21 protein-coding genes are annotated in these 23548 nt (G+C 71.6%); 11 read left to right on the top strand and 10 right to left on the bottom strand.

Going from position 1 to position 23548, the window contains the following annotated elements; all coding sequences use genetic code 11:
• Nucleotides 1–3: 3 nt before the first annotated feature.
• From ACX9TP_RS30295 to ACX9TP_RS30265, 7 genes are all read right to left on the bottom strand, one after another.
• Nucleotides 4–1626: a hypothetical protein gene (locus tag ACX9TP_RS30295; protein ID WP_482974114.1), complete on the bottom strand. Its 1623-nt coding sequence runs from the start codon at nucleotides 1624–1626 to the stop codon at nucleotides 4–6.
• Between the two features lie 30 nt (nucleotides 1627–1656).
• The gene (locus ACX9TP_RS30290) at nucleotides 1657–2217 is read right to left on the bottom strand and encodes a DUF4123 domain-containing protein (protein ID WP_482974113.1); all 561 of its coding nucleotides are present in this window, start codon (nucleotides 2215–2217) and stop codon (nucleotides 1657–1659) included.
• Nucleotides 2214–2687 carry a hypothetical protein gene (locus tag ACX9TP_RS30285; protein WP_482974112.1) on the bottom strand — a complete coding sequence of 158 codons (474 nt, stop codon included), beginning with the start codon at nucleotides 2685–2687 and terminating at the stop codon, nucleotides 2214–2216. The genes ACX9TP_RS30290 and ACX9TP_RS30285 overlap by 4 nt, the downstream gene beginning before the upstream one ends.
• Before the next feature lie 234 nt (nucleotides 2688–2921).
• Nucleotides 2922–5690, bottom strand: coding sequence for an SNF2-related protein (locus tag ACX9TP_RS30280; RefSeq protein WP_482974111.1), 2769 nt, complete (start codon nucleotides 5688–5690; stop codon nucleotides 2922–2924).
• A gap of 201 nt (nucleotides 5691–5891) precedes the next feature.
• Nucleotides 5892–7238 carry a DUF58 domain-containing protein gene (locus ACX9TP_RS30275; RefSeq protein ID WP_482974110.1) on the bottom strand — a complete coding sequence of 449 codons (1347 nt, stop codon included), beginning with the start codon at nucleotides 7236–7238 and terminating at the stop codon, nucleotides 5892–5894.
• Nucleotides 7235–8170, bottom strand: a complete 936-nt coding sequence (locus tag ACX9TP_RS30270) for an AAA family ATPase (RefSeq protein WP_482974109.1) — start codon at nucleotides 8168–8170, stop codon at nucleotides 7235–7237. Before ACX9TP_RS30270 ends, ACX9TP_RS30275 begins: the two co-directional genes overlap by 4 nt.
• A 67-nt stretch (nucleotides 8171–8237) precedes the next feature.
• The gene (locus ACX9TP_RS30265; protein ID WP_482974108.1) at nucleotides 8238–9176 is read right to left on the bottom strand and encodes a hypothetical protein; all 939 of its coding nucleotides are present in this window, start codon (nucleotides 9174–9176) and stop codon (nucleotides 8238–8240) included.
• A 56-nt stretch (nucleotides 9177–9232) separates the two neighbouring features.
• On the opposite strand from ACX9TP_RS30265, the gene ACX9TP_RS30260 reads away from it, so the two are divergent.
• The gene (locus tag ACX9TP_RS30260) at nucleotides 9233–11452 is read left to right on the top strand and encodes a peptidylprolyl isomerase (RefSeq protein ID WP_482974107.1); all 2220 of its coding nucleotides are present in this window, start codon (nucleotides 9233–9235) and stop codon (nucleotides 11450–11452) included.
• A 10-nt stretch (nucleotides 11453–11462) separates the two neighbouring features.
• On the opposite strand, the gene ACX9TP_RS30255 is transcribed toward ACX9TP_RS30260, so the two are convergent.
• Entirely contained in the window at nucleotides 11463–12575 is a 1113-nt protein-coding gene (locus ACX9TP_RS30255; protein WP_482974106.1) for an HD domain-containing phosphohydrolase, read from the bottom strand.
• Nucleotides 12576–12813: 238 nt separating this feature from the next.
• On the opposite strand from ACX9TP_RS30255, the gene ACX9TP_RS30250 reads away from it, so the two are divergent.
• The 4 genes from ACX9TP_RS30250 (at nucleotide 12814) to ACX9TP_RS30235 (ending at nucleotide 16958) form a co-directional block, all read left to right on the top strand.
• Entirely contained in the window at nucleotides 12814–13815 is a 1002-nt protein-coding gene (locus ACX9TP_RS30250; protein WP_482974105.1) for an NAD(P)H-dependent amine dehydrogenase family protein, read from the top strand.
• A gap of 15 nt (nucleotides 13816–13830) precedes the next feature.
• Entirely contained in the window at nucleotides 13831–14280 is a 450-nt protein-coding gene (locus ACX9TP_RS30245) for a MaoC family dehydratase N-terminal domain-containing protein (protein WP_163998343.1), read from the top strand.
• Nucleotides 14280–14945, top strand: a complete 666-nt coding sequence (locus ACX9TP_RS30240; protein ID WP_482974104.1) for a MaoC family dehydratase — start codon at nucleotides 14280–14282, stop codon at nucleotides 14943–14945. The genes ACX9TP_RS30245 and ACX9TP_RS30240 overlap by 1 nt, the downstream gene beginning before the upstream one ends.
• A 168-nt stretch (nucleotides 14946–15113) precedes the next feature.
• Nucleotides 15114–16958: an acyl-CoA dehydrogenase gene (locus tag ACX9TP_RS30235; protein ID WP_482974103.1), complete on the top strand. Its 1845-nt coding sequence runs from the start codon at nucleotides 15114–15116 to the stop codon at nucleotides 16956–16958.
• 104 nt (nucleotides 16959–17062) lie between these two features.
• Here the strand turns inward: ACX9TP_RS30235 and ACX9TP_RS30230 are convergent, their stop codons facing one another.
• Together ACX9TP_RS30230 and ACX9TP_RS30225 are read right to left on the bottom strand one after the other, a co-directional pair.
• Nucleotides 17063–17512: an ExbD/TolR family protein gene (locus ACX9TP_RS30230; RefSeq protein ID WP_482974102.1), complete on the bottom strand. Its 450-nt coding sequence runs from the start codon at nucleotides 17510–17512 to the stop codon at nucleotides 17063–17065.
• 18 nt (nucleotides 17513–17530) lie between these two features.
• Nucleotides 17531–18259 (bottom strand): MotA/TolQ/ExbB proton channel family protein, encoded by a 729-nt coding sequence (locus tag ACX9TP_RS30225; protein ID WP_482974101.1) that lies wholly within the window; start codon nucleotides 18257–18259, stop codon nucleotides 17531–17533.
• Between the two features lie 43 nt (nucleotides 18260–18302).
• On the opposite strand from ACX9TP_RS30225, the gene ACX9TP_RS30220 reads away from it, so the two are divergent.
• From ACX9TP_RS30220 to ACX9TP_RS30195, 6 genes are all read left to right on the top strand, one after another.
• Complete coding sequence (locus ACX9TP_RS30220) at nucleotides 18303–19151, top strand: DUF4292 domain-containing protein (protein ID WP_482974100.1); 849 nt, start codon at nucleotides 18303–18305, stop codon at nucleotides 19149–19151.
• A 61-nt stretch (nucleotides 19152–19212) separates the two neighbouring features.
• Nucleotides 19213–19989 (top strand): cyclic di-GMP-binding domain-containing protein, MshE-related, encoded by a 777-nt coding sequence (locus ACX9TP_RS30215; RefSeq protein WP_482974099.1) that lies wholly within the window; start codon nucleotides 19213–19215, stop codon nucleotides 19987–19989.
• A gap of 9 nt (nucleotides 19990–19998) precedes the next feature.
• Nucleotides 19999–21006 (top strand): GspE/PulE/PilB domain-containing protein, encoded by a 1008-nt coding sequence (locus ACX9TP_RS30210; RefSeq protein ID WP_482974098.1) that lies wholly within the window; start codon nucleotides 19999–20001, stop codon nucleotides 21004–21006.
• The gene (locus ACX9TP_RS30205; RefSeq protein ID WP_482974097.1) at nucleotides 21003–22031 is read left to right on the top strand and encodes an ABC transporter ATP-binding protein; all 1029 of its coding nucleotides are present in this window, start codon (nucleotides 21003–21005) and stop codon (nucleotides 22029–22031) included. Before ACX9TP_RS30210 ends, ACX9TP_RS30205 begins: the two co-directional genes overlap by 4 nt.
• A complete protein-coding gene (locus ACX9TP_RS30200) occupies nucleotides 22028–23080 on the top strand; it encodes an ABC transporter ATP-binding protein (protein WP_482974096.1) in 1053 nt (350 codons plus the stop codon). The genes ACX9TP_RS30205 and ACX9TP_RS30200 overlap by 4 nt, the downstream gene beginning before the upstream one ends.
• Nucleotides 23049–23456, top strand: a complete 408-nt coding sequence (locus tag ACX9TP_RS30195) for a DUF2085 domain-containing protein (protein WP_482974095.1) — start codon at nucleotides 23049–23051, stop codon at nucleotides 23454–23456. The genes ACX9TP_RS30200 and ACX9TP_RS30195 overlap by 32 nt, the downstream gene beginning before the upstream one ends.
• The last annotated feature ends 92 nt before the right edge of the window (nucleotides 23457–23548 follow it).

Raw genomic sequence — 23548 nt, 5'->3', positions numbered from 1 at the left:
GGCTCACCTCATCAAGTTCCAGTGGGCTTCCACGAGCGTGTCGTCTTCCAGCACGGCGGTGGACCGCAGCACCAGCCGGTCCGTCTGCCAGCAGTAGTAGAGGTGCACCTCGTCGTACGCCTCCAGGGGGATGTGCGCGCTCTCGGCGAGCAACCGCAGCCGCTCGCCGGCGGCCTCGGCCACGAGCACCATGGGACTCATGGGCGCCAGCGTGGGAAGGTCCTCGGGCTCGTGCCCCTCGGCGGTCTCCTGCATCGCCTGGTCGAGGGCGATGTCCTGACCGGCGAGGCTGGCGAGGACGATGCGGTCCGTCGGGCGCATCAGCGCATTGAACGTCAGGCCACAGAACGTCAGCGCGGCCTGGATGTGGAACTGGCCCTCTCCCAGCTGATGGCTCCACTCCCACTCGAACTGGACTTCGCGGAACGACAGGACGCCGTCGCGGAAGCTGAAGTCGGGGGCCTGGAAGAGGGCGTGGGCGTCCGTCCGCCGCCCGTCGAGCAGGTCCACGCCCAGGCCCGCCTCCACCAGTCGGGTCCTTCCCTCCGCCGCGTCGAGCAGCGGCTTCAGGCGTCCGACGTCGGTGCGCCAGTCGCTGCCCCCCATGAGCGGGTCCAGCCCGGCCAGCGGCAGCTCCATGGGGGTGCCAAGCTGGCTCTCCCAGCAGAGCACGCCCTCGTCCTCGGGCAGCTCCGTACACACCGGCAGCAGGTGGTCTCCCACCTTCAGCAGGCCGCGCAGCTGCGCGACATAGTCCATGCCACCTTCGTCGCGCGGCTCGCTGTACACGTGCAGGGCGACGTTCTCCACCCGCGAATCCGCCAGCGCGAGCACGAAGGGATAGGACTCGAGCCGGACCTCGGGGAGCTCGTCCTGGCGCGGGAGGAAGCGGCCAATCAGCGTCACGTCGAACAGGGTGGACACGCCGGCCCACAGGTGGGGCCCGAAGCGCACGTCGATGGCGAAGTTGGTGCCGGCGCGGTAGCCCGCGTCCCCCCGAAGTGTGTACTCGTCGTGCGAGCAGAGCACGTAGCGGGGGTTGGAGAAGCGCAGGTCGGTGTTCTCCTCCCAGGCCACCGACTGGAGCTGCGTGCGCAGGACGTCCAGGGGCAGATGGAGGGTGACGTGGTAGCGCACCTCGCCGCCCTTCAACAGGAAGCGCGCATCCACCTGCCAGCCGCGCGTGCGCTCCTTGCCATCGAGGGAGAAGGACTTCAGCGGGTCATGCAGTGACGTGCGGGCCTGGCTGATGCCCTTGCGGCTCTTGGAGATGAGCCTGACCTGGAGCTCGAGCGGCGGGAGGGCGAGCCTGTCTTCCAACGGGAGGCGGTGCATCCTGCGCAGGCGCACGCTCGTGCGCTCCTTCGTCTTCAGCCGCAGCAGGTGATGCTTCTCCTTGGGCCGTATGACGACGGACCGCTTGAAGAGGTCCTGCTTCCGCAGCTCCGTTTCCTGCGGCACGTAGAGTGAGGGCTCGACGAGCTCGAGCGCGCCCAGGTTCAGCAACCCGAGCAGGTCGTCATGGGCGTGGCCCATGTGGCTGCCGAGCGGGACCTGCTTCTCCTGCACCTCGCTCTGCACCGACTCCAGCAGGGCACGGAGCACACGCCGGTTGTACTTCGTCATGGGCGTCCTCCTCGGCGCGACGGCGGGCGTTCAGCTCAAGGGCAGGGGCCGCTCTTCCAGGCCCTCCGGCCCCACCGCGTACTCCACCAGGGCGCCGCCGTCGGGGCTCTCGATGAGGTAGCGCTCCACGGGGCCGAAGAGCGTGCTCAGCTCCCGGTGGGTGCACGTGGGCAGGTACGCGCGGAGCACGCGCGGGTCGTAGTAGCGGAAGTAGAGGCGGCGGCCCTGCTCGTCCTCCACCTGGAGGAACTTGCGGAAGTGGCGGCGCAAATCACCCAGGCTCGCGGGCGTGGCGACGAAGATGCCCCACGACTGGCCCCACGCCTTCGTGAGCAGCTCGCGGGTGGACGCCGCGTCGCGGCGCAGGAGGACCAGGTACGGCGCCACCGCCAGCAGCTCCCGTGGCACCGGCCCCTCGTAGAGGCACACGCAGCCGCGCGCCCACTGCATCAGCGTGCGGGTGACGGCGGGGGAGCGGGCGCCGTCGAGGACGGCGTAGACCTCGCAGGGCGGCTCTCCGAATTCGGGAGGGCGCCAGAGCAGGTCCAGGACGCGGTCCACGTCCAGCGTGGTGGCGGGGGCCGCCGTCACGCCGCCTTCCTCTGGGCCGCCGCGGCCTTGGCGCACTCCTCGCAAAAGGGCACGCCGTCCTTCGCGGCCTGCACGAGCGCGTGGACCTGCGCCGCCGTGTCGACGGGGGCGGGCGCGGGCGCGGAGGCCGGCGCCTCCGCCATGGGCGGCTCCGGCTCCACCTCCGCGGCGGGCTCCGGGAAGGACAGGGGCGCATGGCGCGTGCGCTCGTAGGAGAGCACCACCAGCTCTCCCACGCGGAGGGCGCGCTCCAGCCGCCGGCGCAGCCGCTGCGCTTCCGCCGCGTGTCCCAGCCGCGAGAGTCCCAGCGGCTCCATGCCGCCGAGGGCCTCGAGCAGCGTCCAGGCGCTGCCGGGGGCATTGGCCAGCCACCACTCCAGGTGCCACAGGGCCACCGTCTCCGGGACCCGCGAGGCGTCGTCTTCAGCGTCGACGTCGGTGCCTCGGACGAGGAGGTACTCCGCACTCAAACCACGCAGGAGCCAGGATTTCCGAGGAGCATGTCGAGCAGAGGCGAGCGTGGGGGGCATACGTCATGGGGTAATAGCAACCCCCGAGCCAGGAGCCCATACCCTGGTAAGTCCCGAGAAACATGCCCGCACGGCCACCTTCCCGGGCCCCGGGGGCGCCGGGTGCGTTCCAGGAGGACGCAGGGCCCGTCCCGGGAGGACGCGGCGCCCGTTCCACCCGGGTTTCCGCGGCCCTCAGGAGAGCCAGAAGTAGGCGGAGGCGATGAGGGAGCGCTTCTCCGACACCTTCGCCTTCTGCGCCAGGTCCGCGAGCTGCCGGTCCTTGGCGGCGTAGCGCTTCTCCTCCTCGTTGCGCAGGGAGGACAGCTTGCGCCGGTACTCGCGCTCCATCCGGTCCGAGTGGGCCCGGGCCTTCGCCTTGTCCGCCACGTCCTCGGCGCTCGTCACGGCCTTGCGCGCGTCGAACCAGGTCTGCCGCGCGGCCTCCACGGCCTCGCGCGACTCCATGAGGCAGTCCTCGACGTACCGGTCCGCGCGCTCCTTGGCCTTGTCCAGCTCCAGGGCGTTGCGGCGCTCCGCGGCCCGGACGATTTCCTCCTTGGCCGCCACCAGCGACTGCTCCTGCATGAGCTGCACGGACACCGGGGCGGGCTGGCGCCGCTTCTCCTCCTTCGCCGCCAGCTTCACGAAGTGCGCGCCGTCCTGCAGCGGCAGGGCCCGGAAGCCGCCGTCCCGCTCGCGCACGAGCACCAGGTGGACCAGCTTCTCCTCCGGCTTGATGCCCGTCGTCTCGAACTTGTAGGCGAACCACCAGCCCTCGCAGCCGGCGAGCCGGGCCAGCCGCGACGGCAGCCCGGACGCGTCCAGCTGCAGGTAGGCCACCGCGTCCTGGGTGCGCTCCTTCACCGCGTACGCGGCCTTGGCAATCTCCAGCCGCCCCGAGGTGCGGCTGCCCAGCACGGAGCTGGTGAGCGCGCGCGCCTCCTGCTGCCGCTTGGCGAGGGCTTCCTTCGTCTGGTCCTGCTGCCCGCGCAGCCGCCGCCGCACGTCGCCGTCGAAGCGCTCCAGCACCACCGAGCGCATCTCCGTCATGCGCTTGCTGATGCGGCCCTCCATCTCCTCGCGCAGCTTGTCGAAGGCGACGTTGATCTCCTCCGGCTTCCGGCAGGACTGGTAGATGTCGAGGATGCGCCGCTCGAAGTCGACGCCGCTCTCCAGCGCGCCGAGGATTTCGTCCGACGCTCCGAAGACGCCGTCGAAGAGGTTGAGCTTCTTCTCCAGGAGCTCGAACAGGCGCGCGTCCGCCGCGTTCATCCGGTTGAGGAAGTTGATGACCAGCACGTCCCGCTGCTGGCCGTACCGGTGGCACCGGCCGATGCGCTGCTCCACGCGCTGCGGGTTCCAGGGCAGGTCGTAGTTGACGACCAGGTTGCAGAACTGGAGGTTGAGTCCCTCCGCGCCGGCCTCGGTGCAGATGAGGATCTGCGACTTGTTGCGGAACTCGTCCACCAGCGCGCGGCGCTCCTCCGGCGTGCTGGCCAGGTCACCCGCCAGGAGCGAAATCTTGCCCTTGTAGCCGCTCTCCCCGAGGAGGTTGAAGAGGTACTGCTGCGTGCGCCGGGACTCGGTGAAGATGAGCGCCTTCTCCGGCCAGCCGTGCGCGCGCATCACCCCGAAGGTGCGGTCCAGGCCGCGCACGAGCGCTGCGCCCTTGGCGTTGACCTTGATGGAGTCCGCCAGGTCCGCATACTGCCGCAGCTCCCAGACCTCCTGCTCCAGGACGCGCACGTTGGGCGCCTTGGCCGGGTCGTCGGACCACTCCTCGCCCTCCTCGACGAACTGCCTGGCCTCCTCGGGCTCGAACATGGCCAGCGCCTGCTGGCCCAGCTTCGCCGCCTGGAGGCGCTTCTCGAGGTTCTCCGACAGCCGGCGCAGGGTGGGCGCAATCGCGTACGTCGAGGACGCCAGCAGCTTGCGGTAGCAGAGCGTCAGGAGCGTCTTCTTGCCGGGTTCAATCGCCGCGGCCTCCGAGCGCTGGAGGTACTCGCTGACCTTCTCGTAGAGGTCATGCTCCTCGGGGGAGGGAGTGAAGTCCTCCACGATGGAGCGGCGGTTGGTGTAGCGGACGTACTCGCGCACCTGCCGGCGCAGGGTGCGCTGCACCACGGGGGCCAGCCGTTCCTTGAGCTCGGCGACGGCAGCCTCGGACATGCCGCCGCCCTCGTCCACGCGGTAGCGGCTGCGGAAGGCGTGCTCGGGGCCGAGGATCTGCTCGTCCAGCAGGGACATCAGGCCGAACAGCTCCATGATGTCGTTCTGCAGCGGGGTGGCGGTGAGCAGCAGCTTGGGACGCCCGGCCAGCGCGGCCTTGAGCGCCTGGCCCATCTTGTTGTTGGGGCGGTGGGCGTTGCGCAGGCGGTGGGCCTCGTCGATGACGACCACGTCCCACGGAATCTCCGCCGCCAGGGCACCCTTGTTGGCCGCGAAGGGGTGCGAGCAGATGACGGGGAAGGGCTGGTCGAAGCAGTTTCCGGTGGCCCGCACGGTGCGGCCGTCCACCAGCACGCTGTCCAGGTCGAACTTCTCCCGCAGCTCGCTGTTCCACTGCGCGCGCAGCGTGGCCGGCGAGAGGATGAGGATGCGGTTCTTCCCCTCCGCCATCAGCTGGGCGATGACGAGGCCTGCTTCAATCGTCTTCCCCAGCCCCACCTCGTCGCCCAGCATGCAGCCGCCGCGCGACAGGGAGTCGAGCGCGAACATGGCGCCCTCGACCTGGTGCGGGTTGAGGTCCACCTTCGCTTCCGCGAGCGCGCCGGCCAGCCGCTGCTGCGTGTCTCCGCTCTTCGCCAGCAGCTCCTCGGCCAGCAGCCGCTCGTGGAACGGGGTCAACGTCCGTGTGGGCTCGGACTCCACCCGTGACGCCATCGCCGCCGCCGCCGCTGCCGCGTCGACCTCCACCTCCACCCTCAAGCCCCTCGCGCCCTCCGCCAAGACCGTCTCCATCCGTGATGTTCGAGGTCGCCCGCCAAAGAGGCGGGCGAGAGAGACGCGCCATTTTGTTGACGGAGACGTGTCTGTAAAGGGGGTCGTCTCCGGAGCCTAGAATTCGGCCTCGGCGCGATTGGCATGCTTCTGCGCGAGCGACGCGTGCGCGCGGCTCATGCGCGCTTCATGCAATCTTTCTGCTGGACTTGACGGAAGGACTCAGAGCAGCCCACGCGACTTCACGTCCAGGTACGCGTTGAGCGCGGCCGCGCCGAAGCCGCGCGCGGGGGCCCGCACCACGAGCGCACCGGCGTCGCGCAGGGTGGTGGCGGTGCGCCGGTACTCGGCCTCCAGCCGCGCCGCGGCCTGCCGCGCGTAGGCGTCCCGCGCATCCCGGGGCACACCCGTCGCCGCGGCCTCCACATCCTCGTCCAGCAGCGAGGCGACGACGGGCAGGTGCCGGGGGCGCAGCGCGAGGGTGCGGGTGAGGAGGCTGGCGGAGGCGTCCGGGTCCACCAGGTCCGTGAAGAGCACCACCAGCGCGCGGCGCGTCTGCCGGGCGAAGGCGAAGTCGAAGGCGCGGCCGTAGTCGCTCTCCTCCAGCGCGGCCTCGGTGCGGTAGAGCGACTCGGTGATGAGGCGCAGGTGCTCGCGGCCCTTCCTCGGCGGGAGGAAGGCGCGCACGTCGCTGGCGAAGGCGAGCACCCCCACCACGTCCCCGGCGTCCAGGCCCACGCGCGCCAGGCGCAGCGCCGCGTCCACCGCGTGGTCCAGCTTGCGGCGCCCCTGCACCTGGCCCGCCATGTGGCGCCCGCAGTCCAGCAGCAGCAGCACCGGCTGGTGCTTCTCCGGCTGCCACGTGCGCACCAGCGTGTCGCCGTGCCGCGCGGACGCCTTCCAGTCGATGTGGCGGTAGTCGTCCCCGGGGCGGTACTCGCGCAGCGACTCGAACTCGCGGCCCTCCGCGGCGCGGCGCCGCTGGGTGCGCGCGGAAGGGGACTCCGAGGCCCGCGCCAGCGCCAGCGCCTCGCGCGAGAGCGCCGTCAGGTCCGGGTACACCTTCACGCTCTGCGCGGCCGGCACGCGGACCTGCCGCGCGCACAGCCCCAGCGGCCCCAGCAGGCGCAGGTGGACGTCCCCGAAGCGCGCGTCGCCTCGCGCCGGCGGGGTGATGAAGTAGGTGAGCCGGGGCGGCGTGCCCGGAGGCGGCGCGCCGCCGGGCAGGGTGAGGGCCTGCCGGTGGCCGGTGCTGGCCACGTCCTCCGGGGGCTCGTCGCGCGCCTCCAGGCGCAGGGGGTGGGCGCCGCCGTCGGTGCGCTCGAATTCGAGATGCACGGGGTTGCGCGTGCCGGAGGAGAGGATGGGCTCCACCTGGCGCCGCACCGTCACGGCGTCCGCGCGGGGGGCGCGCAGGAAGTCCACGGCGCACAGCGCGAGCACCGCCACGTCGACCGCCAGCGCCAGCCAGCCGAAGGCCGGGCCCGCCACCGCGAGCGCGGCCGGGACGAGCCCCGCCGCCAGTAGCGCCACGGCGAGGCCCGTGGGGACGGGGCGGCCGGCGCTCACCGGGGCACTCGCACCCGCTCGAGCGTCTGCCGGAGGACGTCGTCCACGGTGACGCCCTCCACCTCGGCCTCGGCCTTGAGGAGGAGGCGGTGGTTGAGGACGCTGAAGGCCACGCCCTTCACGTCATCCGGGGTGACGAAGTCCGTGCCCGAAAGCGCCGCGCGCGCCTTGGCCGCGGCCAGCAGCGCCTGCGCCGAGCGGGGGCTGGCCCCCAGGCGCACCCGCGGGTGGGCGCGCGTGTCGCGCACCACGTTCACGACGTACTGGATGATGGAGTCGTCACACGACACGCGGGCGGCGCGCGCCTGCAATTCCAGCAGGGTGGGGGCGTCCAGCACGCGCTCCGTGGAGGTCGGCCGGCCCTCGCGCTGGTGGAAGGCGCGCAGCATGGTGACTTCCGAGTCCCCGTCCGGGTAGCCCACGCGCACGCGCATGAGGAAGCGGTCCAGTTGCGCCTCGGGCAGCGGGTAGGTGCCCTCCAGCTCCAGCGGGTTCTGCGTGGCCACCACGAAGAAGTGCGGCGGCAGCGCGTGCGAGACGCCGTCGATGGTGACCTGCCGCTCCTCCATGGCCTCCAGCAGCGCGGCCTGCGTCTTGGGCGGGGTGCGGTTGATTTCGTCCGCGACGACGACTTCCGTGAAGATGGGGCCCTTCACCAGGCGGAAGGCGTTGTCCTGCGGCTGGAAGACGTTGGTGCCGAGGATGTCCGCCGGCATCAGGTCCGGAGTGAACTGGACGCGGGTGAAGTGCAGCCCCAGCGCGCCGGCCATGCTGCGCGCGGTGAGCGTCTTGGCCACGCCGGGCACGCCCTCCAGCAGCACGTGTCCGCGCGCGAGGAAGGCCGTCACCAGGTCGGCCAGCACGCGCTGCTGCCCGAAGACGGCCGCGCCGAGCGCGGAGGTGAGGCGGGTGAGGGGAGTGGCGTCGGACATGGTGGCGGAAGACGCTAGCCCGCTGCCGCGGGGCGCGGCAGCGGTTTCGTGAAGGGCCGTGCGCGCCTCAGGCGGACTTGCTCTTCAAGCCCAGCAGCGTGCCGCCCAGCGCCGCGAGCGAGCCCAGCGCCGCGACGAAGACGCCGAAGCTGGGCGACGAGTTCATCATCTCCGCGTTCCCGATGGGCGTGGGCACGCGCGTGGTGTCGGCCGACACCTTGATGAAGATGATGCACCAGACGAGGCACAGGAAGCAGAACAGCAGCTGGGCCATCCACGGCACCACCGGGCCCAGCTTCCCGAACGCGTTCTTCACGCGCATGCCGACGACGGTCATCGTGAGGATGGACAGCACGAAGGCGCCGACGCCCATGCTCATGAGCCCCAGCACGTCGCCGTCCGCCGCCGTCTCCTTCCACGGAAGGAAGCACGAGAACATCACCGCCGCCGCGCTCCAGAAGGCAATCTTGTCCCCGCCCGCGAGCAGGCCGAACAGCTCCTTCGCGTCGCGGATGAGCTCCTCGGGGTCCGCGACGGGGCTGCCGCCGCCCCCGCCTCTGGGAGAGCGGTCCCACGGGTCCGGCCCCGCGTCGACGGGCGCCTCCACCGGCGGAGGCGGCGCGCGGCGGGGAGCGGTCGCGGCGCGGGCGGGCCGGGCGCCGGTACGCGGAGGCGCGGCCCGGGCGATTTCGTCCATGCTGCGGATGTTGGTGGACTCCGAGTCCTGCGGCGGCGCCGCGGCGCGGCTCCCCGTCCTGACCTTGGGACGCGCGGACGCGGCGGGCTTCGCCGGCCGAGGGTCCTGCGCGGCGCCGGTGGCCTCGTCGTCGTTGTCGTCGGCGGGGGGCTCGGCGGACAGGAAGGAGCCGTCGATGATGTAGTCGCAGACGGAACAGATGGAGGTGTTGGCGGCTACCTTCGAGCCGCAGCCAGGGCAGTTCAGGACCAGCGCTCCCGAGGAGAGAAACGAGGATGCATCTTCGGAGCCCCGGCCCGCGCATGTCAAACCCGCAGCGTCCTAACCCCTGGATTTTCGCGGGGAATTGACCTAGGCCCCAGCGCATGAGCCGCCTGCGCACCTCCCGTGCATTGACTGCCTCCCTCGCCGTCCTCGCGCTGTCCTCCGGCTGTGTCCGCTCCGTGCCCTCACAGGAGGGGGAGCCGGTGGACGCTGCGACGCTGGCCCGCATCCAGGACTGGGAGGACCGCCGCTCGCTGGGGGATGGGGCGCTCCTGCAGCAGGCCACGGGCGCGCAGGACGCACGGGTGCGCGCGAGGGCACAGCGGGCGCTGGCCCGCATCCAGGACCCGGCCACGCTGGACACGGTGGTGGCGGGGCTGAAGGACGCGGAGCCCGGCGTGCGCGACGAGGCCGCCTTCGCCGCCGGGGAGCTGGCCCTGGCGTGGGAGCCGCTGACGGAGGCGGAGCGCACGCGGCTGGCGGATGCGCTGCTGGAGGCGGAGGGCGCGGAGCGCGAGGCGCGGGTGCGCACGACGCTGCTGGACGCGCTGGGCCGCACGGGCACGCCGGCGGCGGTGGCGCGGCTGGTGGAGCGGCTCCAGGGCGGGGACGTGGAGGTGGCGGGGCGGGCCGCGCTGTCGCTGGGCGTGGCCGCGCGGCGGGGTGGGGCGGCGGTGGTGGCGGCCGTGCCGCTGGTGCCCGTGGTGGCGCTGCTGGCCGGGGAGCGGCCGGTGGAGGCGCGCTACGGAGGCGCCTATCTGCTGATGACGGCGAAGCGGGTGGAGGCGCTGCCCGCGCTGCGTGGCTGCCTCGGGGATGCGGACGCGGACGTGCGCGGCCTGTGCGCGAAGGCCTTCGGCGACCTGGGCGGGCCGGAGGATGCGCTGGTGCTGGGGCGGTTGCTGGAGGACGCGGTGCCGCGCGTGGCGGCGGAGGCGGCGCGCTCGCTGGCGAAGCTGGCCGCGAAGTGCAGTGGCCCGTGCACGGCGGTAGATGCGCTGGAGGCGCTGGCGCCCCGGGCGAAGCGCGTGGCGCGGGGCCTGGAGGCGCCGGAGGTGACGAACGCCGAGGGCATGGCGCAGGGCTCCGCCGAGCCGAATGGTGGCGCGTCGCGCGGCACGGCCACCGATGGCGCGGACGCGAAGGTGGAGACCCTGGCCCGCTCCTCGGAGGGACACGCGATTCTGGCGCTCGCGCAGCAGGGGCTGCCCGACTTCGCCGCGCCCCTCCTCGTCTCACTGCGCCTCGCGCTGGCGGACGCGGAGCGGGGCGCGGCCTCGGACCTGGCGCGCACGGACCTCGGGTGGCTGGACTGCCGGCTGGCGGCGGCCCTGGACCGGCAGCGCGGCGTGCCCGGGGACTCGCCGGCCTGCGGCTTCGGCCGCGTGCAGGACGAGCGGCGGCTGGCCCTGGGCATCCGCGAGGCGGCGCAGGCACAGGTGAAGGACCCGGCGAGCTTCGCGGTGGGCTACCTGCGCCACCGGGACGCACGCGTGCGCCTCGCGGCGCTGGAGGCCCTGGGCGCCCGCCCCGTGCTCCGGACGGCCACGGCGGTGCGCCCCCTCGTCGAGGGCGATGACCTGGTGGTGGCCGGCGCGGCCGCGGCCACGCTCGGGAAGATTGACGCCAAGGGCTTCGTGGCCGTGGTGGAGCGCCTCGCCGACCGCGTGCCGAAGGAGCCGGGAGACCTGGCCGAGCCGGTGGCCGGCGCGCTCGTCGCCCTCCAGGGCCCTGCCGCGGAGCCGCGCTTCCGCGAGTGGCTGAAGCACCCCCACGCCAACGTGCGCCGCGTGGCCGCCGAGGCCCTCACCCAGCTCACGGGCCAGCCCGTGCGCTCCGAGCGCGTGGAGCTGCCCGCCGACACCTTCCGTCCCGAGCCCGCGCCCGCGCGGGCCGGCCTCGTCTTCCGCACCGCCAAGGGCGACATCACCGTGCGGCTGGACGCGGAGGAGGCGCCGCTCACCTCCGGCAACCTGTACGCGCTGGCGCGCAAGGGCTACTTCAACGGCACCACCTTCCACCGCATCGTCCCGGACTTCGTCGCGCAGGGTGGAGATCCGCGCGGGGACGGGGAGGGCGGCCCCGGCTACTCCATCCGCTGCGAGATGACGCGCCGGCCCTACCTCCGCGGCACCGTGGGCATGGCGCTCGCGGGCAAGGACACGGGCGGCAGCCAGTTCTTCTTCACCCACGCGCCGCAGCCCCACCTGGATGGCCGCTACACGGCCTTCGGCGAGGTGGTGTCCGGAATGGACGTGGTGGACGCGCTCCTCGAGGGGGACATCATCCGCGAGGTGCGCGCGGTGCAGCTGTCTCAGTAGGGCCCGGCGCTCAGGCGCCGCTGGCCCTGGCCATCGACGGAGGGCCGAGCGGGTGGCCATGCCACCGCTGGACCTCCGACTCCTCCATCGCCTCCACCTCCTGGCGGATGCGCTGCCACTCCGTCTCCGGGATGCGCAGGAAGGCCTCCGCCAGCGCCGGGTCGAACTGGGTGCCCGCGCAGCGGCGGATTTCATCCCGCGCCACGCTCATGGGCCGCCCCTTGCGGTAGGGCCGGTCCGACGTAATCGCGTCCACCGTGTCCGCGATGCAGAAGATGCGCGCCCCGAGGACGATGTCCTCGCCCGCCAGGTTCTGCGGGTAGCCCTTGCCGTCCCAGCGCTCCTGGTGCTGCAGCACGATGAGCGCCGCCTCGTGCAGGTAGGGCATCTTCGCCAGCATCCGGTAGCCGAACTCCGGGTGCTTGCGCATCTCCACCCATTCATCCGGCGTCAGCGGGCCGGGCTTGAGCAGGATGGAGTCGCGCACGCCAATCTTGCCGATGTCGTGCAGCAGCGCGCCCTGCTCCACCACGTCCAGCGCGGCCCCCGTCATCCCCACTTCCTGGGCCAGCCGCCGCGAGTAGAGCGACACCCGGCGCGAGTGCCACTGCGTCTCCGTGTCGCGGTAGTCCAGCGCGCTGATGAGCCCGTCCAAAAGGCCCGCCGTGCGCTCCACCACCCGGCGCTCCAGGTCCCGGTTGATGGCCACCAATTCCGCGTTCTTCTCCGCCACCTCGCGCGTCAGCCGCTCGTTGGCGTCCACCAGGCGGTAGTGCTCGAAGGCCTGCCGCACGCTGCTCGTCAGCTCGCTCAGGGACCAGGGCTTGCCCAGCAGGCGGAACACCTCGCCGCGGTTGACGGCCTCGGACGCGGTGCGGAAGTCCGCCGCCGCCGTCAGCATCAGCCGCACCGCCTTCGGGTTGCGCTCGCGCAGCGCCCCCAGCAGCTCGATGCCGTTGAGGTACGGCATCATGAAGTCCGTCAGCACGACGTGGAAGCCCACCTCGCGCGCCGCCAGCGCCGGGTCGCTGTGCGTGATGACCTCGTAACCTTCCGTCTGCAGAATCCGGGAGAGCGCGGCGAGGATGAGCACGTCGTCATCCACCACGAGGATTCGGTCCATGTCTGCGGATTCTCCAGGGAGGCGAGCTTGCTTCCCCTTATACACGCGTCACTCGCCGGCAAAACAGGGGCCCTCCGGCGCTTGTGTGCTCGCAAGCCCCGGAAATCCTTGGAAGTTCTCTCAGTCCGGAAGAGTCGCACATCCAAGTGACGCTTGCCTGCCCGCCAAGGTGTGTTTTATGGTGCCCACGCAGTCCGTGTGGTGTCGCTAACCCCTTGGAATCCTGGAGCAATCTCCGATGGCTAGAGCCCCCGAAGGGCCAGTGCCGGTGGTGGTGATGGGGCTGGGGTTCATCGGTCAGGAGATTGCCAGGGCCGCGATGTCGTCTCCCGAGGTGGAGCTCATCGGCGCCGTGGACACGCAGCCGTCGCTGGTGGGACGCGCCCTGGGAGACGTGCTGGGAGGGCCCGCGCCGCGCGTGAAGGTGGTGGACTCGCTGGAGAAGGCGGTGGCGAAGCGCAAGGGCGCGGTGCTGCTGCACGCCACCGGCTCGAGGCTGCCGCAGGTGATGGAGCAGATTCTGGCGGCGGTGAAGCTGGGGCTGCCGGTGGCCAGCACCTGCGAGGAGCTGGCCTTCCCGTACCTCAAGTACCCGGAGCTGGCGGACAAGCTGGACCAGGCCGCGCAGAAGGCGGGCGTGGCGGTGGTGGGCACCGGCGTCAATCCCGGCTTCGTGCTGGACAGGCTGGTGGCCGTCGCCGGCCAGGTGTGCGGGCCGGTGCGCCGCGCCACCGTGACGCGCGTGGTGGACGCACGCCTGCGGCGCGAGGCCCTGCAGCGCAAGGTGGGCGCGGGCCTGACGGAGGACGAGTTCTTCGAGCTGGTGGACAGCGAGCAGCTGGGCCACGTCGGCCTGGTGGAGTCCGCGGCGCTGGCGGGCCTGGGACTCGGGCTGGATTGCGACGACTACGAAGAAGAAGTAGCCCCCGTGTTCGCCGAGGAGGACATCACCGGCGGCGCATTTCCCGTGAAGAAGGGGCGGGTGGCGGGCATGTTCCAGTCCGTGGTGGGTTTGGAAGAGGGGCAGGAGCGGGTCCGGCTGGAGCTGACCATCGCAGTGGGGGCGGATGACCCCAAGGACCGCATCGAAATCGACGCGGACCCGAAGCTGGTGCTGGAAATCCCGGGGGGAGTGGCGGGCGACCGGGCCACCGCGAACGCGCTGGTGAATGCCGCGCCACGCTTGACGGCCGCCGAGGCGGGGCTCCTCACGGTGCTCGAGCTTCCGGCCGGACGTTAGAATCAGGAGAGGGAAATGCTGGACAAGAACGCGATCGGCCGCGCCTCGCCGCCGACGCTCAACGAGGTCGAGAAGGGCGCCATCCGCCGCTTCGCGGAGGCAATCGGCGACTACAACCCCATCTACTACGACGAGGAGTACGCGCGGGCGTCCGGCTATCCCACCATCATCGCTCCCCCCACGTTCCCCGCGTCCTTCCACTCCGCGGCGGACCTGCGGGAGTTGCTGGGCGTGGGCATCAAGAGCCTGCTGCACGCCGAGCAGGGCTTCGACTACGAGCGGCCCATCTTCGCGGGTGACCGCATCTACGTCTCCACCCGCGTGTCGGATGTGTTCGAGCGCCCCGGCATCTCCGGGCGCATGGACATCGCCGTCATCGAGGACGAGGGCCGTGACGAGGAGGGCAATCTCGTGTTCCGCGCCCGCCGGACGCTGGTGGTCCGCGCCACCAAGGAGACCCCGTGATGCCCGCGCGCAAGCTGTACTTCGAGTCCATCCGCGTCGGTGACGAGCTGCCGGCCCTGGCCAAGGCGCCCGTCGACCGCGTGCAGCTGTCCCGCTACGCCGGCGCCTCCGGTGACTACAACCCCGTCCACGTGGACGAGGTCTACGCCAAGAGCGTGGGCATGCCGAGCGTCTACGCTCCCGGCATGCTCGTCATGGGCATGCTCGGCCAGCTCATCAGCGACTGGGCCCGCGGCGGCCAGATGCGGCGCTACAACGTGCGCTTCATCAAGATGGTGTGGCCGGGCGACACCGTCGTCTGCAAGGGCCGCGTCAGCGACAGGCACGGCACCGGCGGCCGCTACTTCGTCGAAATCGACCTCTGGGCGGAGAACCAGCGCGGCGAGCTGGTGATGAAGGGCACCTCGCAGATCCAGCTCTTCTTCTCCCTCGAGGACGAGAACCGGCAGCGCTCCGGCCAGGCGCCCATCGTCGTGGAAGTCCCCCGGGAGAGCCTGAGCACCGCCGCCCCGGCCGCCACCGCCGCCAGCGGCGAGGGGGCACCCGAGGAGGGCGAGGAGGGGGACGAGCGCCGCACCGGCGCCTCCTCCAAGAAGACCGCTCCCCGCGAGAAGCCCGCCGCCAAGACGGCGTCGCTTCCCGTCGCCAAGAAGGCGAAGAAGTAGGCACTTCCCCCCGCGCTTGACGGGCGGTTCTGACCGCCCCTCAACGCGCGGTGTCATTCAGGGTTGACTCAAAAATCAGTCGCCGCCACACTTCCTGCGTCTTACCTGGGCCACTGACCCCTTTGCCCTCCTGGAGGGCAGGCAGTGAGCCGTCACGCAGGAGTGGCCATGTCCGCCGGCATCAACACCTACAAGACCGACCTCAGAGAAATCTTCTTCACGCTGTTCGAGCAGTTCGGCTTCGGCCAGGTGTCCGGGCAGGCCCCGTACGAGGCCTGGGGCCCGGACGAGGCCAAGGCGGTGCTCACGGAGACGTACCGCTTCGCGCGCGAGGTGCTCGGGCCCCTCAACTCGGTGGGTGACCGCGAGGGCTGCCGGGTGGAGAACGGCTCCGTCTTCACCCCCACCGGCTTCAAGGACGCGTGGAAGAAGCTCTATGAGCAGGGCTTCAAGACGGTGGCCGTGCACCCCGAGCACGGCGGCCAGGGCGCGCCGATGATGCTCCAGGTGACGGTGGAGGAGCTGCTGTCGGGCGCCAACACGGCCTTCAACATGTACCCGGGCCTGGCGTTCGGCGCGGCTGAAGTCATCGCCGAGTGCGGCACGCCCGCCCAGCAGAAGATGTTCGTGGAGCGGATGCTCAACGGCACGTGGGGCGGCACCATGTGCCTCACCGAGCCGCACGCCGGCTCCGACGTGGGCGCGGCCAAGTCCACCGCCCGCCGCAACGGCGACGGCACCTACAACATCCGCGGGACGAAGATCTTCATCTCCGGCGGCGACCACGACATGGCGGACAACATCATCCACCTCGTGCTCGCGCGCATCGACGGCGCGTCGCCGGGCACCAAGGGCCTGTCGCTGTTCATCGTCCCCAAGCTGCGCATCAACGCGGACGGCAGCGCCGGCCAGGCCAACGACGTGGGCGTGGGCTCCATCGAGCACAAGATGGGCATCAACGGCTCGGCCACCTGTGTCCTCAACTTCGGTGAGAACGACGCGTGTGTGGGCGAGCTCGTGGGCACCGTCGAGCACGTCGGCATGAGCCAGATGTTCAAGATGATGAACGGCGCGCGCATCGCCGTGGGCATCCAGGGCCTCGGGCTGGCGTCGGCCGCGTACTACAACGCGCTCGACTACGCGAAGGACCGCAAGCAGGGCTCGCACTTCACCAAGTGGAAGGACCCCACCGCGCCGCGCGCCGCCATCATCGAGCACCCGGACGTGCGCCGCATGCTGCTGGACATCAAGGCGCACGTGGAGGGCATCCGCTCGCTCATCATCAAGCTGGCCATGCACCTGGACAAGGCGCGCCAGCTGTCCGGCAAGGACGACGACGCGGCCACCTACCACAAGGGCCAGGTGGAGCTGCTCACCCCGCTGGTGAAGGCCTACGGCTCCGACCAGGCCTTCCGCCTGTGCGCCCAGGCCATCCAGGTCTACGGCGGCGCCGGCTACATCCAGGACTACCCGGTGGAGCAGTACACGCGCGACTCGAAGATCTTCTCCATCTACGAGGGCACCAACCACATCCAGGCCATGGACCTGGTGGGCCGCAAGCTGGGGCAGGCCGGCGGCACGCACTTCCAGCAGTTCATGGGTGACGTGGGCGCCTTCATCGAGGCCCACCGCGAGCACGCCGTGTACGGCGAGGCCGTGAAGACGCTGGCGTCCGCGCAGGAGGCCGTCATGGCCAGCGCGATGACGGTGTTCGGCTGGTCCCAGGACGGCGCGAAGTTCCCGCTGATTCCGCTCTCCGCCAACCGCTTCCTGCAGATGATGTCCGAGCTGGCGGTGGGCTGGCTCTTGCTGGACGCCGCCCTCATCGCCGACAAGGCCCAGGCCTCCGTGTCCGCGGACCACCCGGACCGCGCCTTCTACGAGGGCAAGAAGTTCAGCGCCCTCTACTACGCGCGCAACGTGCTGCCCGGCGTGGAGCAGGCCGCGCGGATGATTGCCACCGAGGACACCTCGCCCATGGACATCTCGGACGCCGCCTTCGGCTCCGTCTGAGCCACCGCCCCTTCCAAGGGGCGCCTGGAACACCTGAGGCCACCCGGGCGCTTCGCCTGGGTGGCCTCTGTGTTTTCCCGCCGGGCTCCGGGGCCGCGAAGCGGTCAGTCGCCCTCGCGGACTCCGATGGCGAGCTGGCCGAGGCCGGCCTTCTTGGCGAGCTCCATCACCTGCACCACGGTGCCGTGGGGGACGCCCTCGTCCGCCTGGACGATGACGACGGTGTCCGGGTCCTTGAGCTTCGCGTCGTCGAACGTCTTGCGCAGCTCCTCCTCGGAGACGACGTTGCCGGCGAGCACGAAGCGCCCGTCGGCGAGCACCGCCACCGACAGGTCCGTGCTGCGCGCGGTGACGTCCGCCGCGCCGCCCTTGGGCAGGTTCACCTTGAGGCCGGCCTTGGCGCCGCCGCCGGGCCCCTGCTGGACGATGACGGAGCTGGTCACCATGAAGATGATGAGCAGCACCAGGAAGATGTCGGTGAGGGGGGTGATGTTGATTTCCGCGAAGACGCCCTCGTCGCCTTCACTGTCACCCGGAGTTCTGCCCATGGCCATGGTGGAGGTCCTCCGGAATCAAGCCGGCTTCGGGTCGGGGCGTGGGACGGCGGGCGGCTGGGACTCGCGGGTGGGGGCCGGCTCGGGGGGCAGGGGGGCCCCCGAGGCGCGCTCCTTGAGCAGCTCCACGAACTCGTCACCCAGAAGGCGCAGCTCCACCAGCACGCGCGACAGGCGGGCCTGGAAGTAGTTGTAGAAGAGCATGGCCTGCACCGCGACGAGGATGCCCACGGCGGTGGCGACGAGCGCCTCGGAGATGCCCGTCATCACGGCCGCGCTGCCGCCGGTACCGCCGGCCTCCACGTCCAGGCCCAGGTCCTTGAAGGAGCGCATGATGCCCGCCACGGTGCCGAACAGGCCGACGAAGGGGGTAATCGAGCCGATGGTGGCCAGCATCCACAGGTTGCGGCGCAGCTTCAGGCCCACCTGGGCCCGCTCGCGCTCCACGGCGGCCTCCACGCCGGCGCCCCCGTTGGTGCGGGAGCGCTCCAGGCGGTCGAAGCCGGCCAGGAAGATGTCGGCGGCCACCGAGTCGGAGCGCTCGGCGGCGGTGCGGGCCGCGGCCACGTCGCCGCGCAGCAGGTGCTTGTTCACCGTCTCGCCCAGGGTGCGGGAGCGCTCGCTCACCCCCCACAGCGCGATGAGCCGCTCCACGGCGACGACCAGCGCGACGACGGAGGCCAGCAGCAGCAGGGCGAGGGTGACGCCGCCCAGCCGAAGGTAATGAAGGATGTCGTTCAGGCTCATTGGTGGGTGACCGGGCAGGGCGGCATGGCCCAGACTAGGAGATATGAACCGCGCAGCCGCCGCAATCTTCCTGGCAGTCCTCTGTTCCGCGTGCCCCAAGCGAATCGAGTTCGGTCCCGAGGGCGAGCTCACCGACGCGAAGGTCGTCTACCAGCGCGTCCGCGAGAATCAGGACAACATCCTGTCCCTGGAGGGCGACTCCAAGCTGCGCGTCGAGTCGCCCCAGGGCAGCGGCACCCTGAGCATGTTCGTCTCCGTCACCCGGCCGGCCCTGCTGCACCTGGAGACGTTCGACTTCTTCAACCGCCCGCTCGCCTCCCTGGTGTCGGACGGGAAGGGCTTCGGCCTGTACCAGACGGACACGAACACGTACTTCCAGGGCCCCGCGAGCCCGGAGAACGTGTCGCGCTTCCTGCCCGTGGTGCTGCCCAACCAGGAGCTGGTGGCCATCATGCTCGGCCAGGTGCCCCTCATCCCCCCGGAGCGGATGACGCTGGAGCTGGACCGCAAGAAAGGTGTCTACGTGTTGACGCTCCACAGCGGGCCCGCCACCCAGGTGCTCCACGTGCACACGAAGTACCTGCGCGTCATGAAGAGCCAGGTGCGGGGCATCCCCGGGTATGACCTGGGCTTCGACGACTTCCAGGAGAAGGGCTCCCTCATCTTCCCCGGCAAGGTGGAGCTGGTGGCCGAGCAGGCGAAGACGCAGCTGCAGCTGCGCTACCAGCAGATCTCCCTCAACGGGCGGCCGGACCTCACGCTCTACGAGCTGCTCCCCCCGGAGGGGGCCAAGGTGGTGGAGGTGGACGAGCGGGGCCGGGAGCTGCCGGCCGGGGCGCCCTCCCAGCCCCCCGTCTCGTCCGAGCCCGCACCGGCGGTGCCGGGTTCCTGACCGGGCAGGCGCGGAAGAAGGGGCGCTGACCGCCGAGTCGATCTAGAGTGCTTCCCACGACATGGCACAGATCAAGCTCGGAGAACTGCTGATCAAGGCGAATGTGCTCCAGGAGAGCCAGCTCAAGGCCGCGCTCGCCGAACAGGCGAAGTGGGGCGGAAAGCTGGGCGAAATCCTGGTCAGGATGAGCCTCGTCTCCGAGGACATCCTGGTGCGCGCGCTGTCCAAGCAGCTCGGCATGCCGGCGGTGAACCTGGACGCGGTGCAGATGGTGCCGCCGCACGTCAAGGCGAAGATTTCCTCGCAGACGGCGCGCGACTTCTCCGTGCTCCCCCTGCAGCTGCGCGACGACGGCAAGACGCTGGTGGTGGCGATGTCCGACCCGCTCAACGTGCGGATGCTGGACGAGCTGCGCGCCGTCACCAAGTGCCGCATCGTCCCCAACGTGGCGGGTCGCAGCTCCATCGCCCGGGCCTTCTCGCGCATCTACGAGGAGAACGCGGAGCTGGAGGACGCGGACACCAACTTCAAGGTGGTGGACGCCCAGGGCCGCACGGTGGTGAAGAACCTCAAGGACCTGGACCCGGCAGCGGCCGCCGTGGCCGCCGCTCCCGCGGCCCGTCCCCCGCCTCCGCCTCCGCCCGCGCCCGCCGCCACGCGCCCGAGCACGGAGACGCCCACGGTGCGCCCGGCCGCCAGCGGCAGCCCCGCGGAGCTGCTGCGCAGCGTGGAGGACGTGCAGCGCAAGGAGGTCGCCGCCCTCAAGGCGATGGTGGAGTTGCTCATCGAGAAGGGTGTCTTCTCGCGCGAGGAGTACCTCGCCAAGGTCAAGCGGTAGCCCCGGCCCATGCGCAAGAAGATTGGTGAGCTGCTCATCGAGGCGGGTGTGGTGACGGAGGAGCAGGTCCGGGTGGCGCTCGGCCGTCGGGGTGCCCCGGGGCATCAGCGGCTGGGCGAGGTGCTCGTGTCCCAGGGGCTGTGCACGCCCACGGACATCGCGCGCGCCCTGGCGGCCCAGACGGGCCTGCCCTTCATCGAATTGCCGGAGGACATCCCCCAGGCCGTCACCGGGCTGGTGTCCGTGGACTTCCAGGCCGAGCACCGCGTGCTGCCCTTCCGCGTGGAGGTGGAGGGGCGCAGCGAGCGCATCCACATCGCCGTGGAGGACCCGGGGGACCTGACGCTGGTGGACGAGCTGCGCTTCCAGCTCCGCAAGCAGGTGCGCGTCTTCGTCGTCTCCTCGGACGACCTGGACACCGCGCTGGCCCGCGCCCGCGGCGAGCCGCTGGACATCGTGGAGGCCGAGCCGCTGGATGAGGAGCCGGGCACTCCGCCGCCTCCGCCCGTGGGCTCAGGGGCGTCCCTGGAGTGGGACTTCCCGGAGGCCCCGAAGCCCGCGCCCCCGCCCGCGCCGAAGCCGGCCGCCGCCCCCGCGCGGCCCACGCTGCGCGGCTCGCCGCCGCCTCCGCCGCCCGTGGCGACTCCGCCGCCCCCGCCGGGCGCGGACGTGCTGGATGACCTGCTGGGCGTGGAGCCCGCCGCCGCGGCGAAGCCTCCTCCGCCGCCTCCTGCTGATGGCGTCGGGCCCGGTGGCAAGCCCCGCGTGCCGGTGGTGCTGTTCGGTGGCGCGGCGCAGGGCGCCAAGCCCTCCGTGGCCCTCACGCCGACGCCGCAGTTCTCCGACGAGGACCTGGCGGTGCTCGACGACATCGAGCGCATCTCGCGTGGGGAGGAGGCCTCGCTGGACACGGAGAAGGTGAAGCCCGCCCGCATGGTGGCGAGCCTCATCCGCCTGCTCATCCGCAAGGGCCTCATCCAGGAAGGGGAGTTCCTGGAGGAGCTGGCGCGGAAGTGACGGCCGCCGTCCAGCGCCCCGACGCGGAGCGGCCCCTCCTGGACGTGCGCGGCCTCACCGCCGAGCTGTCGTTGGAAGGGGGCCCGGTGCGCGCGGTGGACGGCGTGTCCTTCTCCGTGCCCCCGGGCGGAACGCTCGGGGTGGTGGGGGAGAGCGGCTGCGGCAAGAGCCTCACCGCCCTGTCCGTGCTGGGACTGGCGCCCAACCCGCCGGTGCGCGTGGTGGCGGGCGAGGTCCTCTTCCAGGGCCGTGACCTACTCAAGCTGCCCGAGGCCGAATTGCGCCGCGTGCGCGGCCACCACGCGGCCATGGTCTTCCAGGAGCCGATGACGTCGCTCAACCCCGTCTTCACCGTGGGGGAGCAGATTGCCGAGGGCGTGCGGCTGCACCTGGGGGCCTCGCGCGCGAAGGCGCGTGAGCGGGCGGTGGAGATGCTGCGGCAGGTGGGCATCCCCGCGCCGGCCGAGCGCGTGGACGCGTACCCGCACCAGCTCTCCGGGGGCATGCGGCAGCGGGTGATGCTTGCCATGGCGCTGGCGTGTGACCCCGCGCTGCTCATCGCCGACGAGCCCACCACCGCACTGGACGTCACCATCCAGGCGCAGATCCTGGACCTGCTCAAGCGGCTTCAGGCCGAGCGCGGCATGGCGGTGATGTTGATTACGCACGACCTGGGCGTGGTGGCGGAGAGCTGCGACACCGTCGTGGTGATGTACGCGGGCCGCGTGGTGGAGCGCGCCCCGGTGCGCGAGCTGTTCTCCCGGCCGGCGCACCCGTACACCGCGGGCCTGTTGCGCTCCATTCCCTCGCTCCAGGTGGCGACGGGGGAGGGGGGCGCCGCCTCGCAGCGGAGGTTGAGGGCCATTCCCGGCATGGTGCCGTCGCTGCGGAAGCTGCCCTCCGGCTGCGCGTTCCGGGACAGGTGCGAGCGTGCGCTCGACGTCTGCGCGCGCGTGGTGCCGCCGCTGGAGCCCCAGCGCGACGGGCAGCTCGCCGCCTGCCACAACCCGGTGCCCGCGCCATGAGCTCCGGACCGCTGCTCCAGGTGCGTGACCTGAAGGTCCACTTCCCCGTGCGCGGGGGCCTCCTGGGACGTGTGCGCGGCGCGGTGAAGGCCGTGGACGGCGTGGGCTTCGACGTGGTGCGTGGGGAGACGCTCGGGCTGGTGGGGGAGAGCGGCTGCGGCAAGAGCACGCTGGGACGCGCGCTGCTGCGGCTGGTGGAGCCCACCGCCGGCTCCATCCGCTTCGACGGGCAGGAGCTGACGGGCCAGTCCCAGCGGCGCCTTCGCCCGCTGCGCCGGCGCATGCAGCTCGTCTTCCAGGACCCGTACGCCTCGCTCAACCCGCGGATGACGGTGCGGGAGATTCTCGGCGAGCCCTTCGCCATCCACGGCCTCGCGCGCGAGCGCGGCGAGCGGGAGCGAGAGGTGTCCGCCCTGGTGGACGCCATGGGCCTGCCCCGCGAGGCGCTGGAGCGCTACCCCCACGAGTTCTCCGGCGGGCAGCGCCAGCGCATCGGCATTGCACGCGCCATCGCATTGCGTCCGGACTTGGTCGTGGCCGACGAGCCCATCAGCGCGCTGGACGTGTCCATCCAGGCGCAGATCGTCAACCTCCTGGTGGACCTGCAGCGCGAGCGCGGCCTCACCTACGTCTTCATCGCGCACGACCTGAAAATCGTCGAGTACGTCTCCACCCGCGTGGCCGTCATGTACCTGGGCCGCATCGTGGAGTTGGCGCCCGCCGCGGAGCTGTACCGCCGCCCGCGCCACCCGTACACGCAGGCGCTGCTGTCCGCCGTGCCGGTGCCGGACCCGGGCCGCGCGCGCACCCGCCTGCTCGTGCCGGGCGAGCCGCCGTCGCCGCTCGACCCGCCCTCCGGCTGCGCCTTCCACCCGCGCTGCCCCCACGTCATGGAGCGCTGCCGGCGCGAGTCGCCGCCGCTGTATCCGCTCGGCGGGGGACACACGGCCGCTTGTTTTCTCGCGGAGGGCGAGTCCCGCGAAGTCACTCCCGCCCCCGCCTCCGGAGGTGATGCCGGTGTTCTGGCTCAGCCACCATCACCCGGATGAGTACAACCGGACCTACGTGCTGGGCGGCGTGCGCGTCTGCGCGCGCTGCCTGGGCACGTACCCGGTGCTGCTGGTGACGCTCGTGGGCCTCTTCGCCCTGCGCGCGCCGCGCGAGTGGCGCTGGGACGTGCCCGTGGTGCTGGCCCTCACAGTGCCCGCGCTGGCGGACTGGGCGGTGGGGCGCTTCCGCCCGGCGTCCGGCTCCAACGCGGTGCGTACGCTCACCGGGGTGCTGCTGGGGCTGGCGCTCGGACGCTCGCTCCAGGTGCACGTCCAGCGGCCCCTGCCGGCGGTATTGCTGGCCCAGGCCGCCCTCGTGACAGCGGTGGCGCTCCCTGTCATTCTCGCCACTTACCGGAGGCCACGCCCGGAGTAGACCTTCGCGGCCCGTCGCCCGTTAAGAGGGCACGGGTTGAGGAGGGGTCGGGGTGTCGGGTGCTCCAGGAGAGATGGGGGAGTGTTGGGACC

The organism is Pyxidicoccus sp. M15, assembly GCF_056858435.1.
The sequence above is the reverse complement of the archived record's forward strand: the minus strand, read 5'-3'. Positions and strand labels throughout refer to the sequence as shown.